The sequence below is a fragment of the Pseudomonas sp. Pse1 genome (genome assembly GCF_024519635.1).
Lineage (GTDB): Bacteria > Pseudomonadota > Gammaproteobacteria > Pseudomonadales > Pseudomonadaceae > Aquipseudomonas.
Genome location: NZ_JALJRO010000002.1, coordinates 153,221 through 167,682, shown reverse-complemented (window position 1 = coordinate 167,682; position 14,462 = coordinate 153,221). Strand labels below are relative to the sequence as shown.

At 57.7% G+C, this 14,462-nt stretch carries 19 protein-coding genes; 5 read left to right on the top strand and 14 right to left on the bottom strand.

Annotation, left to right across the window (positions count from 1 at the left end; genetic code table 11):
• Window positions 1–46: 46 nt before the first annotated feature.
• Window positions 47–529 carry a DUF4231 domain-containing protein gene (locus tag NR126_RS03490; RefSeq protein ID WP_256829677.1) on the top strand — a complete coding sequence of 161 codons (483 nt, stop codon included), beginning with the start codon at window positions 47–49 and terminating at the stop codon, window positions 527–529.
• Here NR126_RS03490 and NR126_RS03485 read toward each other — a convergent pair.
• Window positions 526–816, bottom strand: a complete 291-nt coding sequence (locus tag NR126_RS03485) for a hypothetical protein (protein WP_256829676.1) — start codon at window positions 814–816, stop codon at window positions 526–528. The two genes, NR126_RS03490 and NR126_RS03485, sit on opposite strands and share 4 nt — an antisense overlap.
• 692 nt (window positions 817–1,508) lie before the next feature.
• Here NR126_RS03485 and NR126_RS03480 point away from each other — a divergent pair.
• Window positions 1,509–2,507, top strand: a complete 999-nt coding sequence (locus tag NR126_RS03480; protein WP_256829675.1) for a hypothetical protein — start codon at window positions 1,509–1,511, stop codon at window positions 2,505–2,507.
• Between the two features lie 385 nt (window positions 2,508–2,892).
• On the opposite strand, the gene NR126_RS03475 is transcribed toward NR126_RS03480, so the two are convergent.
• The 13 genes from NR126_RS03475 to NR126_RS03415 form a co-directional block, all read right to left on the bottom strand.
• Complete coding sequence (locus NR126_RS03475) at window positions 2,893–4,101, bottom strand: tyrosine-type recombinase/integrase (protein WP_256829674.1); 1,209 nt, start codon at window positions 4,099–4,101, stop codon at window positions 2,893–2,895.
• A 57-nt stretch (window positions 4,102–4,158) separates the two neighbouring features.
• Window positions 4,159–4,683, bottom strand: a complete 525-nt coding sequence (locus NR126_RS03470; RefSeq protein ID WP_256829673.1) for a hypothetical protein — start codon at window positions 4,681–4,683, stop codon at window positions 4,159–4,161.
• Between the two features lie 442 nt (window positions 4,684–5,125).
• Window positions 5,126–5,593, bottom strand: coding sequence for a hypothetical protein (locus NR126_RS03465; protein WP_256829672.1), 468 nt, complete (start codon window positions 5,591–5,593; stop codon window positions 5,126–5,128).
• Between the two features lie 350 nt (window positions 5,594–5,943).
• A complete protein-coding gene (locus NR126_RS03460) occupies window positions 5,944–6,156 on the bottom strand; it encodes an AlpA family transcriptional regulator (RefSeq protein WP_256829671.1) in 213 nt (70 codons plus the stop codon).
• On the bottom strand, window positions 6,149–6,424 hold the full coding sequence (locus NR126_RS03455) for an AlpA family transcriptional regulator (protein WP_256829670.1): 276 nt from the start codon (window positions 6,422–6,424) through the stop codon (window positions 6,149–6,151). Before NR126_RS03455 ends, NR126_RS03460 begins: the two co-directional genes overlap by 8 nt.
• Before the next feature lie 56 nt (window positions 6,425–6,480).
• Complete coding sequence (locus NR126_RS03450; RefSeq protein ID WP_256829669.1) at window positions 6,481–7,041, bottom strand: hypothetical protein; 561 nt, start codon at window positions 7,039–7,041, stop codon at window positions 6,481–6,483.
• Entirely contained in the window at window positions 7,038–8,279 is a 1,242-nt protein-coding gene (locus NR126_RS03445; RefSeq protein WP_256829668.1) for a site-specific integrase, read from the bottom strand. The genes NR126_RS03450 and NR126_RS03445 overlap by 4 nt, the downstream gene beginning before the upstream one ends.
• 206 nt (window positions 8,280–8,485) lie before the next feature.
• Complete coding sequence (locus NR126_RS03440; protein ID WP_027616848.1) at window positions 8,486–9,193, bottom strand: HAD family hydrolase; 708 nt, start codon at window positions 9,191–9,193, stop codon at window positions 8,486–8,488.
• Window positions 9,190–10,089, bottom strand: a complete 900-nt coding sequence (gene xerC / locus NR126_RS03435) for a tyrosine recombinase XerC (protein ID WP_027616849.1) — start codon at window positions 10,087–10,089, stop codon at window positions 9,190–9,192. Before xerC ends, NR126_RS03440 begins: the two co-directional genes overlap by 4 nt.
• Window positions 10,090–10,091: 2 nt before the next feature.
• On the bottom strand, window positions 10,092–10,817 hold the full coding sequence (locus tag NR126_RS03430) for a DUF484 family protein (RefSeq protein ID WP_027616850.1): 726 nt from the start codon (window positions 10,815–10,817) through the stop codon (window positions 10,092–10,094).
• Window positions 10,818–10,830: 13 nt separating this feature from the next.
• Complete coding sequence (gene dapF, locus NR126_RS03425; RefSeq protein ID WP_027616851.1) at window positions 10,831–11,661, bottom strand: diaminopimelate epimerase; 831 nt, start codon at window positions 11,659–11,661, stop codon at window positions 10,831–10,833.
• Window positions 11,662–11,665: 4 nt separating this feature from the next.
• Window positions 11,666–12,913 (bottom strand): diaminopimelate decarboxylase, encoded by a 1,248-nt coding sequence (gene lysA, locus NR126_RS03420; protein WP_105753580.1) that lies wholly within the window; start codon window positions 12,911–12,913, stop codon window positions 11,666–11,668.
• 9 nt (window positions 12,914–12,922) lie between these two features.
• Window positions 12,923–13,111, bottom strand: a complete 189-nt coding sequence (locus NR126_RS03415; protein ID WP_256829666.1) for a lipoprotein — start codon at window positions 13,109–13,111, stop codon at window positions 12,923–12,925.
• A gap of 239 nt (window positions 13,112–13,350) precedes the next feature.
• Here NR126_RS03415 and cyaY point away from each other — a divergent pair, with 239 nt between their 5' ends.
• From cyaY to rnk, 3 genes are all read left to right on the top strand, one after another.
• A complete protein-coding gene (gene cyaY, locus NR126_RS03410; RefSeq protein ID WP_105753582.1) occupies window positions 13,351–13,683 on the top strand; it encodes an iron donor protein CyaY in 333 nt (110 codons plus the stop codon).
• A gap of 4 nt (window positions 13,684–13,687) precedes the next feature.
• Window positions 13,688–13,906: a DUF1289 domain-containing protein gene (locus NR126_RS03405; protein WP_105753730.1), complete on the top strand. Its 219-nt coding sequence runs from the start codon at window positions 13,688–13,690 to the stop codon at window positions 13,904–13,906.
• A 143-nt stretch (window positions 13,907–14,049) separates the two neighbouring features.
• A complete protein-coding gene (gene rnk, locus NR126_RS03400) occupies window positions 14,050–14,460 on the top strand; it encodes a nucleoside diphosphate kinase regulator (RefSeq protein ID WP_027616856.1) in 411 nt (136 codons plus the stop codon).
• Window positions 14,461–14,462 lie beyond the last annotated feature (2 nt).

Here is a 14,462-nt window from a genome sequence, read left to right as displayed (position 1 = left end):
CTGCCCTTAGGATGTCCATCCATTCCTAACCGCCATGGTTCCAGAGATGAGTCAAAACGATGCGCTACAAGTGTTAGTTCAATGGTACGAGCGAACATCAGTCGTCGCAGTAGGGCACTACCGGGCGGCACTTAGGTATTCCAGATTGCATTTTTGGATTGCTTTACCCACCGTGGCACTCTCAGCAGCAGTAGGCACGGCAGTGTTCGCGACGCTTCAGCAGCAATCATCCTTTTGGTTACAGTTCGTCGTAGGTGCGATGAGCGTACTGGCTGCAATCCTCACCGCGTTGCAATCGACTCTTCGTTACCAGGAGCTGGCTGAGAAGCATCGTGGTGCCGGGGCAAAATACAATGCCCTTGGCAGAGAAATTGAATTGATGATGGCGCTACCTGAGGTTAGCTCCGCCAAGGTCGATGATCTTAGAGTCCGTATTGATTCTCTGGCACTAGAGTCTCCGCACATACCCCAAGCTGTGCATGAACATATGCAGGCTAAACAGGTAAATCAGTGGGGCGAAGCCTCCTAATGAACTTTGCGCGATGGATCACCCAGGTGGGATTGCGCCGTGACAGGGCACTTCGGATCAATGATCACGCGCCTAATCTCAGTGATTACCGGATGGTCGGGGTTGCCACTGTGCTCGATGGCTTTGAGGTCCGGCAGCAGTTTGTTCAGCATGATCTTGATTGCTGCCACCTGAGATGTGGTCAGCACGATTTTCCCGTCGATGCATGCCTCCAGCTTCTTCATCAACAAAGTGGCTGTGCGCCTGTCTTTTTCCCATTGGCGTTGCGGTGTTTTACGGGCTGGCATTTACACCTCCTGACACCTTGTCGGCGCCTTCGTTTTTCTCACCACACCTCGCCAGTTAAGCACAATCCAAGCGAGTAACCTTTTTATCTAGCCGCGCACAAAACCCGCACGTCCGTGGCCGGTATTTTGCCACTTTCTAAGTGCACAGATCATTGATTTCATTAGAAATTACAGGACTGCACACACATTGATTTTGCCTGGCCAATAGCTTGCAAATGGAAATATAACTATTTCTAATTCACAACCTTCTACAAACAACGTTCTAGAGGCGTTGCGCGGATATATGTTGAAACCACCAAGGACCCGAGAGAAAACCTGCAAATCTCGACTCAACCCCTCTAAATCAGCCATCTCAGCCACGAAAAATCTCAGATACTTCATCTCGCAAAAACACCTCCTCCCCCAAAAAAACCAAAAAAAAACCTGTTTTGAAAATGGCGTTCAAGCGCGACAATTCCAAAAAACACAAACACCCCCAAACCCAACACCCACCTTGCTCCAAGCCACTTGGCTCTCTAAACCCGTCTGGTTACAAAAGCACGATGGGTAATTGCAAAGATTTGCTCACCCATTTGCACTCCACTGACCAGCTCACTACTCAGCAGTAGATTGTGCAACAGGGCGTCCGGTTAGTACGTCCCACAGCCGTTCAACTATCCTTCCAGCCAGCAACCAGATATGAGCTCGCTTGCATGATGTCTAAACCCCTCACTAACTTCCTTCTTGGACTCTGCCTGCTGGCTTGTGTCGGCAGCACCTACGCCTCAGAAACGACCCAGCCCCAAGCGCGTACGATCATGCAGTCGGTGATGAACACCGGGAGTGGTTTCGTCGACAAGTCGGTTCACGATGAATTCTGGCGGTTGTTGAAGGCGGATGCTGGAAATGATCCGAAGGCACTTACTCAGATCGTGGAAGCGCTGAACCAAGCAAGAGTCATGACGAACGGATATCCGGTTGAAACCTGGAAGAGCATTCAGCAGAGCTACGAACAGCGGAAGGTCGTCCGGACACCAGGGTTTGTCAGCATGTCAGCCAGTCTGCGGGCACTTGGTCCGCAGATCGCGGCTTCTGTGGATAGCGCTGAACGCTTCTTAGCGGCGGCAGCAAATCGCAAACCGGTTTTCGTCAATGGCCAGACTGTTTATATCGACAAAGAAATGATCGGTACAGTGCTCGATGGGATTGAAGCCTCGCAAAGCCGCCTCGACAGGCTCTTTAACTCAGAATGGTCGGAAGAGATGACAGAGCAGGCAATTCCAGCTGTCCAAGTAACGATCCTGACACCCGATCTTTTCTCCATCTCACGGCTACCGGTTGTCGGTGCTGCCGTGTCACCTGTCATAGCTCAACGCAACCTTGGGCCGAACTCCGCAGAGCAGATAATGTTTATTCATGCTCCGGGGGCGGTCAAGACCGATCTCGCCAAGCGCGCACAGTTGGCCTGTGAAGGTGCTTTTCGTACAGTTGGTCTTACGTGCAAGTCAGCTGCGACGCAATGGCGTGGCCTGCAAGGGATTACTGCAGCTGATTCCACGAGCGTGGATGGAGTCAAGGTCGGAATTGCTATGACGGTCATCAAGCGTGAGTCAGAGCATGCATTACAGGCATACTCCGTCGTCACGCCAGGCTCCTCATCCGATGCCTCGTTGGCGCTCGATGCCTTGATGCGTCGGGTGAAGGACGAATAGTCAGTTGGGGCGGAGGAGATTTTGTAGCGGTTCAATCGCGTCGCGTGATACTCACTGCTGTGCGAGTGACTGAGTAAAAGGGCAGCCCCGGCATTCAAGTGATTAGAGTCGTACCTTCTGATGGGGGGCGCCGCGTTCGTGTCAGCGTGCACAATCGCCGTGCGAGATCCGCTATGAATTGCCGGCTCAGCTCATCCTGTTACTCGATCGAAATCGAAGTGAGTAGCTCCTGATTTCCTGGACGCATCTAACTGGTTGCTATTGGCCGCTCTCTCTGCCGCTTGTCTCTTGTGCGTGCATGGGTCAACCGGATGCAACCGGTGGTCACCACGAACAAAAATGCCTGGTCAGTAGCAATGCAATTTGGTGGTCATGTGCGAGGCGATTACGCAAGCCCAAACCGCTTTTCCAACTTCAAGCCCGAAAAATACTTGCTCCCCTCCCCATGCCACCGCTCCAGCGCCGCCCGTTTCAGACCCGGCAATTGCGTCTGTATGTACACAGCCGTCAACCCGGGCATCGCGTGATTCAACAACAACTCACCCACCAAATAATCAACCCCCATCCGCGCCCAACAGGCCCGCGCCAGCTTGCGCAAGTCGTGACTCGTCCATTGCCCATCCGACAATTCCCTAAACATCGCAAGCACCGAAGCCTCACTCAACGCCAGCCCTCCCGCACCAGGAAACAAATACTCAGAGCCCCTATCACCACAGCGCGCACGGTAATGCTCCAGCAGCGCCCACACCGCATCCGTCAGCGGCAGCTCAAGCTCTACTCCCGTCTTGGTATCAGCCGCTGGAATGATCAATAAACGTTGGTCCATATGGAAATACGCCCAGCGCAATTTCCGCGTCTCACCCAGGCGCAGGCCAAAACACAGCATTAACAATGCAATCATGCATATACGCGGATACTCCTCGAAACGCTCCCCCAGGATCGACACCAGCGAGTCCACTTGCTCAGGACGCAACCGCGCTGTCCTTGGCTTGATTTTCGCCAGCCTGAAGTCCGAGAACGTCACGCCTAACAGCGGGTTTGAACCCAAAGCCCCCACATCCACAGCGCAACGAATGGCCGCCACCAACACCCCATAGACCTTGCGAATATACGCGGGCGTTAATTCCATCTGCATCGGATGCACCAACAGCCGGTCAAGTAGCTCCTTGTTCAAGTCGCCAATCAGCACGTCATCCAGGCGTGGCAGCAACCAAATGTTAATCATCGATCTACAGTTGCTTTTACGTGCGTTCGATAACGTGCGCGTGCGCAATTGCCGATTCAAAAACCACGCTAGTAACTGTCTCATCGTTACCAACATGCCAACCGACACCACCGGCTGAGCACCCCTATTAAGCTGCTCCAACACGTGTGGCAGACGCTCCAGCATGGTCTTGCAATCCCACTCGGGATAATTGCCGACCTTGCGCCAACGTCCGCCCAGGTACGCATCCCAAGTGCCGCGCGTTCGGGTTTTCCGGTAGCGGAAGCGCAACCTCGGATAATGCTCGTCTCGCAAATAGCTAGCCGCTTCATCCCGGCGCAGCCTGCCAATCATCGTTTCGCTCAATCGCGTATAGACCGTATCGCCCATCGCACACCTCGCTCTTGAATGACCCATCCGGCAGCCCGTCCAGGACAGCGCTACAAATCAACATAGCGGCGCAATCAGCTCATCAAGGTTCAACGTGTCGTGCCAGTATTCGACCTGGGCGCGCATCCTTGCGGCAAACTCACGCCGTAACGCCTCAACCTGCGTCACGGTGGCCCCCTTGGCAACATACTCACTCAGGCGTTTTTCCACCCATTCGCCGCCAGTCATCAAATCAGGGACGCACTTCAGCGCCCAAGCGCACAGGGTGTCTAGTGGGAACCATTCACCTGTCAGGTTCTCCACCCGTTTATTCGCCACTGCCTCACTCAGCCCGCGACCGCTTGGAAGCGCGAACAGGTAGCTAGTGGGATCGCCGCCACAGGTCGACCGATACCGCCTTAGCAGCTTCACTACTGGCGCTGTCAGCGGCAAGTCGCCGGTCGGCAATAGCCACAGCTTCGCCTCAAGATCGAAGTCAGCCCATCGCGCCACCAGCATTACTGGCAATGGCTGACCGTAGAATAGTGTCAGCAGTCCCAGGGTCGCAGCAGGGGGATCACTGGCGAACTCGTTCAGCAGCATCGACATAGCTCGGTCAGCTAACGGTATCGACTCACGCATCACACGCCCTCACATTGAACAAACAACGCCGACAGTTCACGGCTTCACTCGCATGCTTTCCACGGATTACCCGCAAGCAAAGCACGCAGAGCGCAGTCCGTGGTGTTTTGCTCCCTCACACTAGACAACAAAGCATGAGTTACCCACCTCCCTTCGGCGCTTCGCACCTACGATCCGTGGATAACTACACAGAGCCAGATCAAAAGCAGGCTCAACCCCGCAAGCGGGGACCCCTTTCGCCTAAAGCCAAAGCAGGTCATTTATGACCTAAGCAAATGCAACAGCTATAGCATTTGTTAGGGCTACGCCCTGGTATATCTAAGAAGGAGTACAGTTTCTGTACCAAGTGAACCCTTTCCATGCGTACAGTTTCTGTACCGATGCAACATAAAAAGAAAGCTGGCTAGACCGCCATCGGTACATTTTCTGTACGCTGTGGGTACAGTTTTTGTACCGGGTTATTTGATCTTTCAAGGCTGAACTTTCGCGGTGGAACAACGGAGTACGAAACCTCCAGCTTGCCGCCGCATTCGTCTATTGCAAGCCAGGTGACTGCATACAGTGCACAGCAGCCACCGGGCCTGAGAAAGCGTCCCTCACGAGTGCAGATGATCATGTCGCGCTCTTGCAGCTCTTTTAGGGCCTTAGATAGGGTCGATTTGCTACCGATTCCCCAAGTATTGGCTAGGGTGAATGAGGCTGACAGGTCACCGTTGTTTCTGCCGTTGCACTGCCTAAGCAGGCACATCAAGACTTTCATGGCGCTGCCCGAGAGTGACTTGTAGTCGTCACTATCCATAACGGCATGGGGGAGCGCGACGAATCTACCAGACTCCTTTCTTCCCTTCGCCTTGAGGCGATTTCGCGCCATGCCTATTCCTTGTCCGAATCGGATCGAGGTGAAGTAATTAGGCTAGGGACATGCCAAACACCTGAGCCGTTAGGGTGTAGCGAACCCCAACAGCCATTGCCGTCTGGAAAGAGCAGATACCACCCGGTGTGTTGGCGTTGCCGGTCGCCGTGGGCGCGGAATGGGTGCGGCTTGCCATCAGGTACAGGCTCCTTATCAAGCTCCCCATGATGAGCCTGCACAGCGTCTTTGAAGTCCATAGGATTTGCCCCCGATCATTGTCGAAGGCCAGACTGGGGGGCGACAATCAGCGTGCCTGCCACTGCTCTGCTCAGTGTCTGACACAGTCGGAGGCGCGCTCGTCCGGCTTTTTATGCGCTGACAGTTTTGCCCCGGCTCTTGTCGATTTGCTCTTGCACCCAAGCATTAACCTCATGCTCTAACCATCCAACTGCACCACCACGGCCAAGCTGCACCTGTTGCGGGAATGTTTGGTTCAGGGCGTATTTGTAGATCGAGGCGCGGGCTAGTCCTGTCCGCTTCATGACCTCATCGATGCGCATGACCCGCAGATTGTCAGTCATTGACCTGGCCTCCTGCATGACTTCCCTTCAGGCGGCGCTTGCGTGGGGTGATGCTGGGTTGGCGGGACATGAGCCGCGCCCTGAGCCATGCGTCAACTTCTTGGTCAAGCCAAGCCACAGAAACACTGTCACCGAGCTTGATGGGTTTTGGGAATGTGCCCCTTTGCACGGATTGGTAAATTGAGCTTGAACGCAGCCCAACACGCTCCATAACGTCGCGCAGGCGGAGTAAGCAAACAGGGGGGCTGTCAGTGAGTGTGGAGTCCATGTTCGCTCCTCGCGAATTAAGAGCGCCTGAGTCAGTGGGCGCCATGGATTCCAATACTATTGCTCGTTTTGAGGATCGTCCTGCGTGTAATTAACATCAAGTAATTTACGCGCAAGTGCTCCAGGCTCTTCTGTAGTTTCACCCGCAAAATTCATCGGATCTCGTAAATAGCGTACCAATTCAAAAATGCGCGGGGTGATCGGGCGAGTGGATTCACTCCTCAGCCGCTCGGCGCCATTTGCGTGGCTCAGAAAAAACTTATATGGCTCCACGTTGGCCAGATGCTGAGTCGCTTCAGTAACCGAAAGACCCGCCGCTTGGAGTTCTTCGATATCCAGCCTCAACTCAGCGCGAGGCCAATCCCACCAGCGTTTAGGCCGGCCCGGCCGCTTGCTGCTGGCCAACTGGAAGCCCCGTAAGTCACGCGCCAAGCTCCAGCAAAGATTTTCCCAATCGCCAGCCTTGATACCATGGGCCTCAAATAACAGGCCCATCCGGCGCTTTTCCTCAGCTTCGTTCGCCTCATTCCATTCCTCGCGCTGTTCGGGTGTATCGGACGGTCCCAGCGGCTCCCGCTTGATAGGTTTGGCTAGGTCACCATCATATTTGCGGCTCATGCTTCGACTCGCCCAAACGCGCCGTGAATTACATTTACCGCTGGTGGAGTGGTGGCGAAGTTCGCCCAGGCTTGCATCAGCTCGCGGCGTTTCTCCAGCAGGTTGCTGCGGCTATAGGCGGCCTCGATTTTGTCGCGCTCATCATGGGCCAGCGCCAGTTCACAGACTTCTCGCGGATGGTGCGTGCACTCACTCGCCCAAGTGCGAAAGGTGGCCCGGAACCCGTGTGTTGTTATGTCTGGCAGATCCATCGCCCGCAGTAGTGACAAGAATGCAACACGGCCCATCACGCCAGACTTCCCAGTGCCTGGAAACAGATAGGGGCTGCCAACAGTGCGCGGGATTGCTCGAAGTAGTTCAACCGCTTGCTGTGGCAATGGGATGGCGAACGCCTGCCGAGTTTTCATGCGATCGGCTGGCAGATTCCAGATGGCTGACTCTAGATCGAACTCGTCCCACGTCGCCAAGCGAACCATGCCAGCCCGTGAGGCAGTCAGGATCACGAGCTGTAGTGCTTGAGAGTCACGGTCATTGGCGGCGGCCAACCTTCCCATGAACGCTGGCAGATCACGCCAGGGCATGGCTGGATGGTTGGTCGATTGCGTAGCCCGTTTCTTGTCTGCCCGACTTAGCAGGTTGTCCAGATGGCCGCGCCAGCGCGCGGGGTTCTCGCCAGATCGAAGGCTTAGCGCCTTGGCGGAGTCCAGCACGCTTTCTATCTGGCTTCTAACCTCGCTCGCGGTCCGGGGCTTCTCGCTCCAGATCGGCTGCAAAACACGCAATACATGCTCGGTTTGAACCTGTCCGGGCGGCAGCTCCCCCATGACTGGATAGACATAGCGCTCCAATTTGGAAAGCCAACCTTTACGCCAGCCATCGGTCACGTGCTGACAGTGTGACCGGTGGTAGTCGGACGCCAGCGACTTGAACGTGACAGATTTTGCTTTATCCGCCAACCGCTGCTCTTTTTGCCGCTGCTGTTCTGCTTTGCGCTCGTCCAGTGGGTCGCGGCCTTGCATGATCAGCGAACGAGCCTCTGTGGCGGCCAGTCGTGCTGCCTTAAGCGTGACGGTCGGAAACGGCCCCAACCCCATGTCACGACGCTTGCCGCTGAGCTGAAATCGCAACAACCAGGACTTGCTACCGGTAGTGCTGATTACAAGGTAAAGCCCATCACTGTCCAGATACCGGCCTGGCTCACTCAAATGTTCGACTTGCTTGGGGTTCAATCGGCTCATTCTATTTCCTCGTCGACTGATCCAACCCCACACGCAGCCCCACACATTTTCGTGGGATCAGGTAGATATGGGTGGGATTCTGTAGACAGGATAATACCCGGTAAGCCCCGTAATCACTAGGTTTTGTGGAATGCTGTGGACATTTACGGAAAAGAAAAAGCCCGCCGTCGCTGCGGGCTTTTTCATGGCTCAAGCAAAACCTCGGGTCAGACCGCGCCGCTGTTCCAACGGGCGAGCAACGCCGGCAGTTCGGTCAGGCTGCGAATCTGCGCATCTGGCAAGCGATCCGCTTCCCAGATCTTGCCCGTCGGGTTGAACCAGATCGCGCGCAATCCTGCCTGCTGTGCCCCGGCAATGTCGTCGCCTGGATGATCGCCAATATGAACGGCCGTGCCTGGCGTGGCACCGCCGCGCTGAAGGGCCTCGTGGAACAGTCGAGCATCGGGCTTGGCGATGCCGATGTCTTCGGCGCACAAGGCAAATTTGAAGTAGTCCGCCAGCCCCAGGCGGCGCACGTCGGCATTGCCGTTGGTGACCACGCCGAGTGCGTAGTGGTTGCCGAGGATTTCCAGAGTTGGCGCCACGTCAGGGAAAATCTGCAGTTGATGGCGTGCGTGCAGGAACACTTCAAAGGCCTGGTCGGCCAATTCGTTGGCCTGCACCTGCGCGTAGCCGGCTTCTTCCAGTGCATGAAACAACACTCGGCGACGCAGTGCGCTGATGCGGTGTTTGAGCTGTGGCTCGCGCGTCAGTACCCGCTCGCGAATCGCATGCAGATGTTCGATCGGCAGGGCACCGAGCACCGGTGTATGTTCGGCCAGCCACTCACGCAAGGTGGCTTCCGCGCTGACGATGACCGGGGCGGTATCCCACAGGGTGTCGTCGAGGTCGAAGGTGATCAGTTGCACGGTCATTGTTCGTCGCCCTTGATGCGTTTGGCCCGTGGGTGGGCATTGTCGTAGACCGCGGCCAGGTGCTGGAAGTCCAGGTGGGTGTAGATCTGCGTGGTCTTGATATCTGAGTGACCGAGCAGCTCCTGGACGGCCCGCAGGTCTTGGGAAGACTCCAGCACATGGCTGGCGAAAGAGTGCCGGAGCATGTGCGGGTGCAGGTTTTGCCCCAGCTCGCGCTCGCCGGCGGCCTTGACCCTTGCCTGCACTGCACGCGGCCCCAGCCGCTGGCCTCTTTGGCCGATAAAAACCGCATCGTCTGTCGGATTGGCCAGTGCACGCAGGGGCAGCCACGCCTCAAGCGCCTCGCGCGCCTTACTGCCGATTGGCAGCACGCGGGTCTTGCTGCCCTTGCCGAGTACTTGCACCAGGCCATCGGCGAGGTCGAGTTGGTCGAGATTGAGGCTGGTCAACTCCGACAGGCGCAGGCCCGAGGAGTAGAACAGCTCAAGAATGGCCTGGTCGCGGCGCGCCAGGAAGTCATCCTCGACTGCGCCCTCGAGCAGTTGCAGGGCGCGGTCGGTGTCGAGGGTCTTGGGCAATCGCCGTTCGCCCTTGGGCGGCGCGAGACCGTTGGCCGGATCGTGATCGCACAAACCTTCGCGATTCAAATAATGGTAAAGCCCGCGCACCGCCGAGAGCAGCCGCGCCAGACTCCGTGAGGATTGGCCCTGGGCGTGTAGCCGTGCGACCAGGCTGCGCAGACGCTGAATGTCCAGCGCGCTCCAGGAGTCGATCTGCTGTTTTTCGCAGTGCGCGAGGACTTTGTTCAAGTCGCGACGATAGGCTTGCAGCGTATGGGGCGACACTTGACGCTCACTGCGCAAGTGCTCGCAGTAGGCGTCCAGTTGTCGTTCCATGGTCAGCGTACCGAGCGCAGGGTGCTGTTGACCCGTGGCAATACGCGCCCCATGACTTCAGCGATGTAGCTGAGAAACAGGGTGCCGACCGAGCTTTTGTAATGTTGTGGATCGCGGCTGGCGATCGCCAGCACGCCATGCAGGCCCAGATGACTGATACCCACCACGGCGGTGGAGCCGATCTGCTGGCGTTGGTCCTCGCCGAACAGGAAGTCCAACTCATGTTCACGCAGGCTGCCACTGACGCTTTTGCCTTCGGCCAGTAAACCGCCGATGGCTTTCTGTGCTTCGCTGGCGCTGACCCAGCGACCGACCGGCAACGGCTCGTCGCTGAACAGGATGAGGCTGACAAAGGGCACCTGGAAATCCTGGCGCAAGCTGTCTTCGACGCTCATGACCACATCGTCGAGGCTGCTGGCATCCATCAAGGCGAGGATCAGGCGGCGGGTTTTGTCGAACAGGCGATCGTTGTCGCGGGCGATGTCCATCAACTGCGAAAGGCGATGACGCATTTCGATGTTGCGCTCGCGGAGGATCTTCATCTGCCGTTCCACCAGCGAGACGGTGTCGCCACGCTGGTGCGGAATGCGCAGGGCGGGGAGCAGTTCTTCGTGCTCGACGAAGAAATCCGGATGAGCCTCCAGGTACGCGGCAATCGCCGCCGCCTCAAGGCTTTCGGAAGGGGATTCGTCGGGCTGTGGGGCTGGAACCTGAGGCTGATCAGTCATGGATTTGGCTCACTCAAAGACGCACTTGTCCTTCATATACGCGCACTGCCGGACCGGTCATCAGCACCGGTTGGCCAGGGCCTGCCCATTCAATGGACAGGCGCCCGCCAGGCAGGTCGATCAATAGCGGCGAATCCATCCACCCCTGGCTGATCGCAGCCACGGCCGCGGCGCAAGCACCGGTACCGCAGGCTTGGGTCTCCCCGGCGCCACGCTCCCAGACGCGCAATTGCGCGCGGTGGCGGTCGATGACCTGGAGGAAACCGACATTGACTCGCGCCGGGAAGCGCGGGTGATGTTCGATCTTCGGCCCCAGTTCATGCACCGGTGCGTTGTTGATGTCGTTCACGCGCAACACGGCATGGGGATTACCCATGGATACCGCCGCCAGCTCTACGGTCTGACCATCGACGTCCAGTGGATAGCTAACAGCCTGCGCCTCGGCCTGGAACGGAATTTCCGCCGGCACCAGGCGCGGTGCGCCCATATTGACGCTGATCTGGCCGTCATTGCGTACATCGAGTTCGATGATCCCGCTTTTGGTCTCGACCCGAATCTGCCGTTTGGCGGTCAGGCGCTTGTCCAGCACGAATCGGGCAAAGCAGCGCGCGCCGTTGCCGCACTGTTCGACTTCGGAGCCGTCGGAATTGAAGATCCGATAACGGAAGTCCACGTCCGGATTGCTCGGCGCCTCGACGATCAGCAACTGGTCGAAGCCGATCCCGGTGTGCCGATCACCCCATTGCTTGGCGTGCTTGGGCAGAATGTGTGCGTGCTGGCTGACCAGGTCGAGAACCATGAAGTCGTTGCCCAGGCCGTGCATCTTGGTAAAACGCAGCAGCATGGGGTTACTCCGGCAGCAGGCTTTCGCCAGCAAACAACTCGGCTACCGTCTCGCGGCGACGCACTTCAAATGCCTGATCACCGTCCACCAGCACCTCGGCGCTACGGCCGCGGGTGTTGTAGTTGGAGCTCATGACAAACCCGTAGGCACCGGCCGAATGCACGGCCAGCAGGTCGCCTTCTTCGAGCGCCAGTTGGCGGTCCTTGGCGAGGAAATCGCCGGTCTCGCAGATTGGACCAACGACATCGTAGGCACGTGCAGCGCTATCGCGCGGGCGCACGGCAGTGACGTCCATCCAGGCCTGGTACAGCGCCGGGCGGATCAGGTCGTTCATCGCCGCGTCGACGATGGCGAAATCCTTGTGTTCGGTGTGCTTGAGGTACTCGACCTGGGTCAGCAGTACGCCGGCATTGGCCACGATAAAACGGCCCGGCTCGAACACCAGTGCCAGATCGCGACCATCGATACGCTCGCGAACCGCCTTGATGTAGTCGCCAGCCAATGGCGGCTCTTCATCGCGATAGCGCACGCCCAGACCGCCACCGAGGTCGATGTGACGCAGGTAGATGCCGCAGTCGCTCAGGCGATCGATCAAGCCCAGCAGGCGATCGAGGGCATCGATGAACGGTGGCAGAGTGGTCAGTTGCGAGCCGATGTGGCAATCGACGCCGACCACTTCCAGGTTGGGCAGTTGGGCGGCACGGATGTACACGTCTTCGGCATCGGCGATCGCGATGCCGAACTTGTTTTCTTTCAAACCGGTGGAAATGTACGGGTGGGTGCCGGCATCGACGTCCGGATTGACCCGCAGGGAGATCGGCGCGCGAACACCCAGCTCGGCAGCGACCACTTGCAGGCGTTCCAGCTCGTCGGTGGACTCGACGTTGAAGCAATGCACGCCGACTTCCAGGGCGCGGCGCATGTCGTCGCGGGTCTTGCCGACACCGGAGAACACGATCTTGTCAGCCTGGCCGCCTGCAGCCAGTACACGCTCCAGCTCGCCACGGGAGACGATGTCGAAACCGGCGCCCAGACGCGCCAGGACATTCAGAACACCCAGGTTGGAGTTGGCCTTGACCGCGAAGCAGATCAGGTGCGGCGTGCCTGCCAGCGCATCGGCATAGGCCAGGTACTGGGCCTCGATGTGCGCACGGGAGTAGACGTAGGTTGGCGTGCCAAAGCGCTCGGCGATGGCGGACAAGGCAACACCTTCCGCGAACAGCTCACCGTCACGGTAGTTAAAAGCGTCCATGATGTTCCCTTAGTAGGTGCTGTTGCTGTTGCTGTTGCTATGGTCGTGCGATTTCGCCTGCGACGACTTGGCCTGCTCATCTGCAGGCTTGCTGTCGTCAGGCAGATACAACGGACCTTTCTGGCCGCAGGCCGATAACAGGCAGGTAAAAGCGACGAGCGAAGTGAGCGCAGCAAGGGACGAGATCAGGCGCTTCATGGCGAAATCCTTGAAAATGCGTTAATTGCGCCGGAGTATACCGGCCACCCGGCACCTTGCCTATGCGACGGACAACCCGTCCGGCGGGGCTTTGTCCATCGCCGCTGATCATCCCGAGGGGCCCGGGTGGTTATTGTGCAAGCGGTTCCGGCGCTTGAACGGTATCCTTTGCAATCGCCCCGGCGCGTCCGTATCTTGCGGCGCTTGAGCGCAAGTAGACACTTTTCGAGGTTGCCGCAATGAGTTTGACTGAAGCCCGTTTCCACGATCTGGTCGATGCTACCCAGGAGAAACTGGAAGATATTTTCGACGACAGCGAGCTGGACATTGACCTGGAAAGCTCGGCTGGCGTGTTGACCGTCAAGTTTGAAAACGGCAGCCAGTTGATTTTCAGTCGCCAGGAGCCGCTGCGCCAGCTGTGGTTGGCGGCCGTATCCGGCGGCTTCCATTTCGACTACGACGAAGAAAGCGAGCGCTGGATGTGCGACAAGAGCGAAGAGCAACTGGGTGAAATGCTCGAGCGCATCGTCAAGCAGCAGGCGGATGTCGACCTCGAATTCGAAGGCCTTTGAAGTCGTGACTCAGACCGCCCCGGTTCGCCCGCCCAAGCCGCTGTACAGCAATGTCAGCCCGGCCGTGCCGTCGCCCTGCACCAGTGTCTGCCGACTCGACGAACTGAAAGTCTGCATCGGCTGCTTTCGCCACGTCGAAGACATTCGCGAGTGGCGTTCTGCTGATGACCAGCGACGTCGGGTGATTTGCCAGCAGGCGGCGCAACGCCGAAGTGCGAGCTGAGTCTGCCCGACCATGGCTTGTATATTTTTTGAGCTGTGATAGTGTCCGGTTACGCCTCAACTCATCGAGGCGCGTGAAAACCCCGCCTATTTTTTGGCGGGGTTTTGCTTTTTTCGTGCAGAAGAAAGGAGTCTGCCTGAATCATGACCGCACCTTCCATCACCCTTACCCGTCTGGACGTACAACGTCTGGAGCGCCTGATCGACAGCCTGGATGACACGCTGCCGGGCGTGATTGCGCTGCAAACCGAACTGGATCGCGCCGAGACGCTGGTCGGTCACGATGAGGTGCCTGCCGATGTCGTCACCATGAATTCGCGGGTGCATTGCCGTGAAGAGAGTAGCGGCAAGGATTATCACCTGACCCTGGTTTATCCCAAGGATGCCAACGCCGACGAAGGCAAGATTTCCATTCTTGCGCCCGTGGGCAGCGCCTTGCTGGGCCTGAAAGTCGGCCAGCACATCGACTGGCCGGCACCGGCTGGCAAGACCCTGAAACTGACCCTGCTCGAAGTGGAAAGTCAGCCGGCCAACGGTGGCGCTTTTCCAGAGTGATC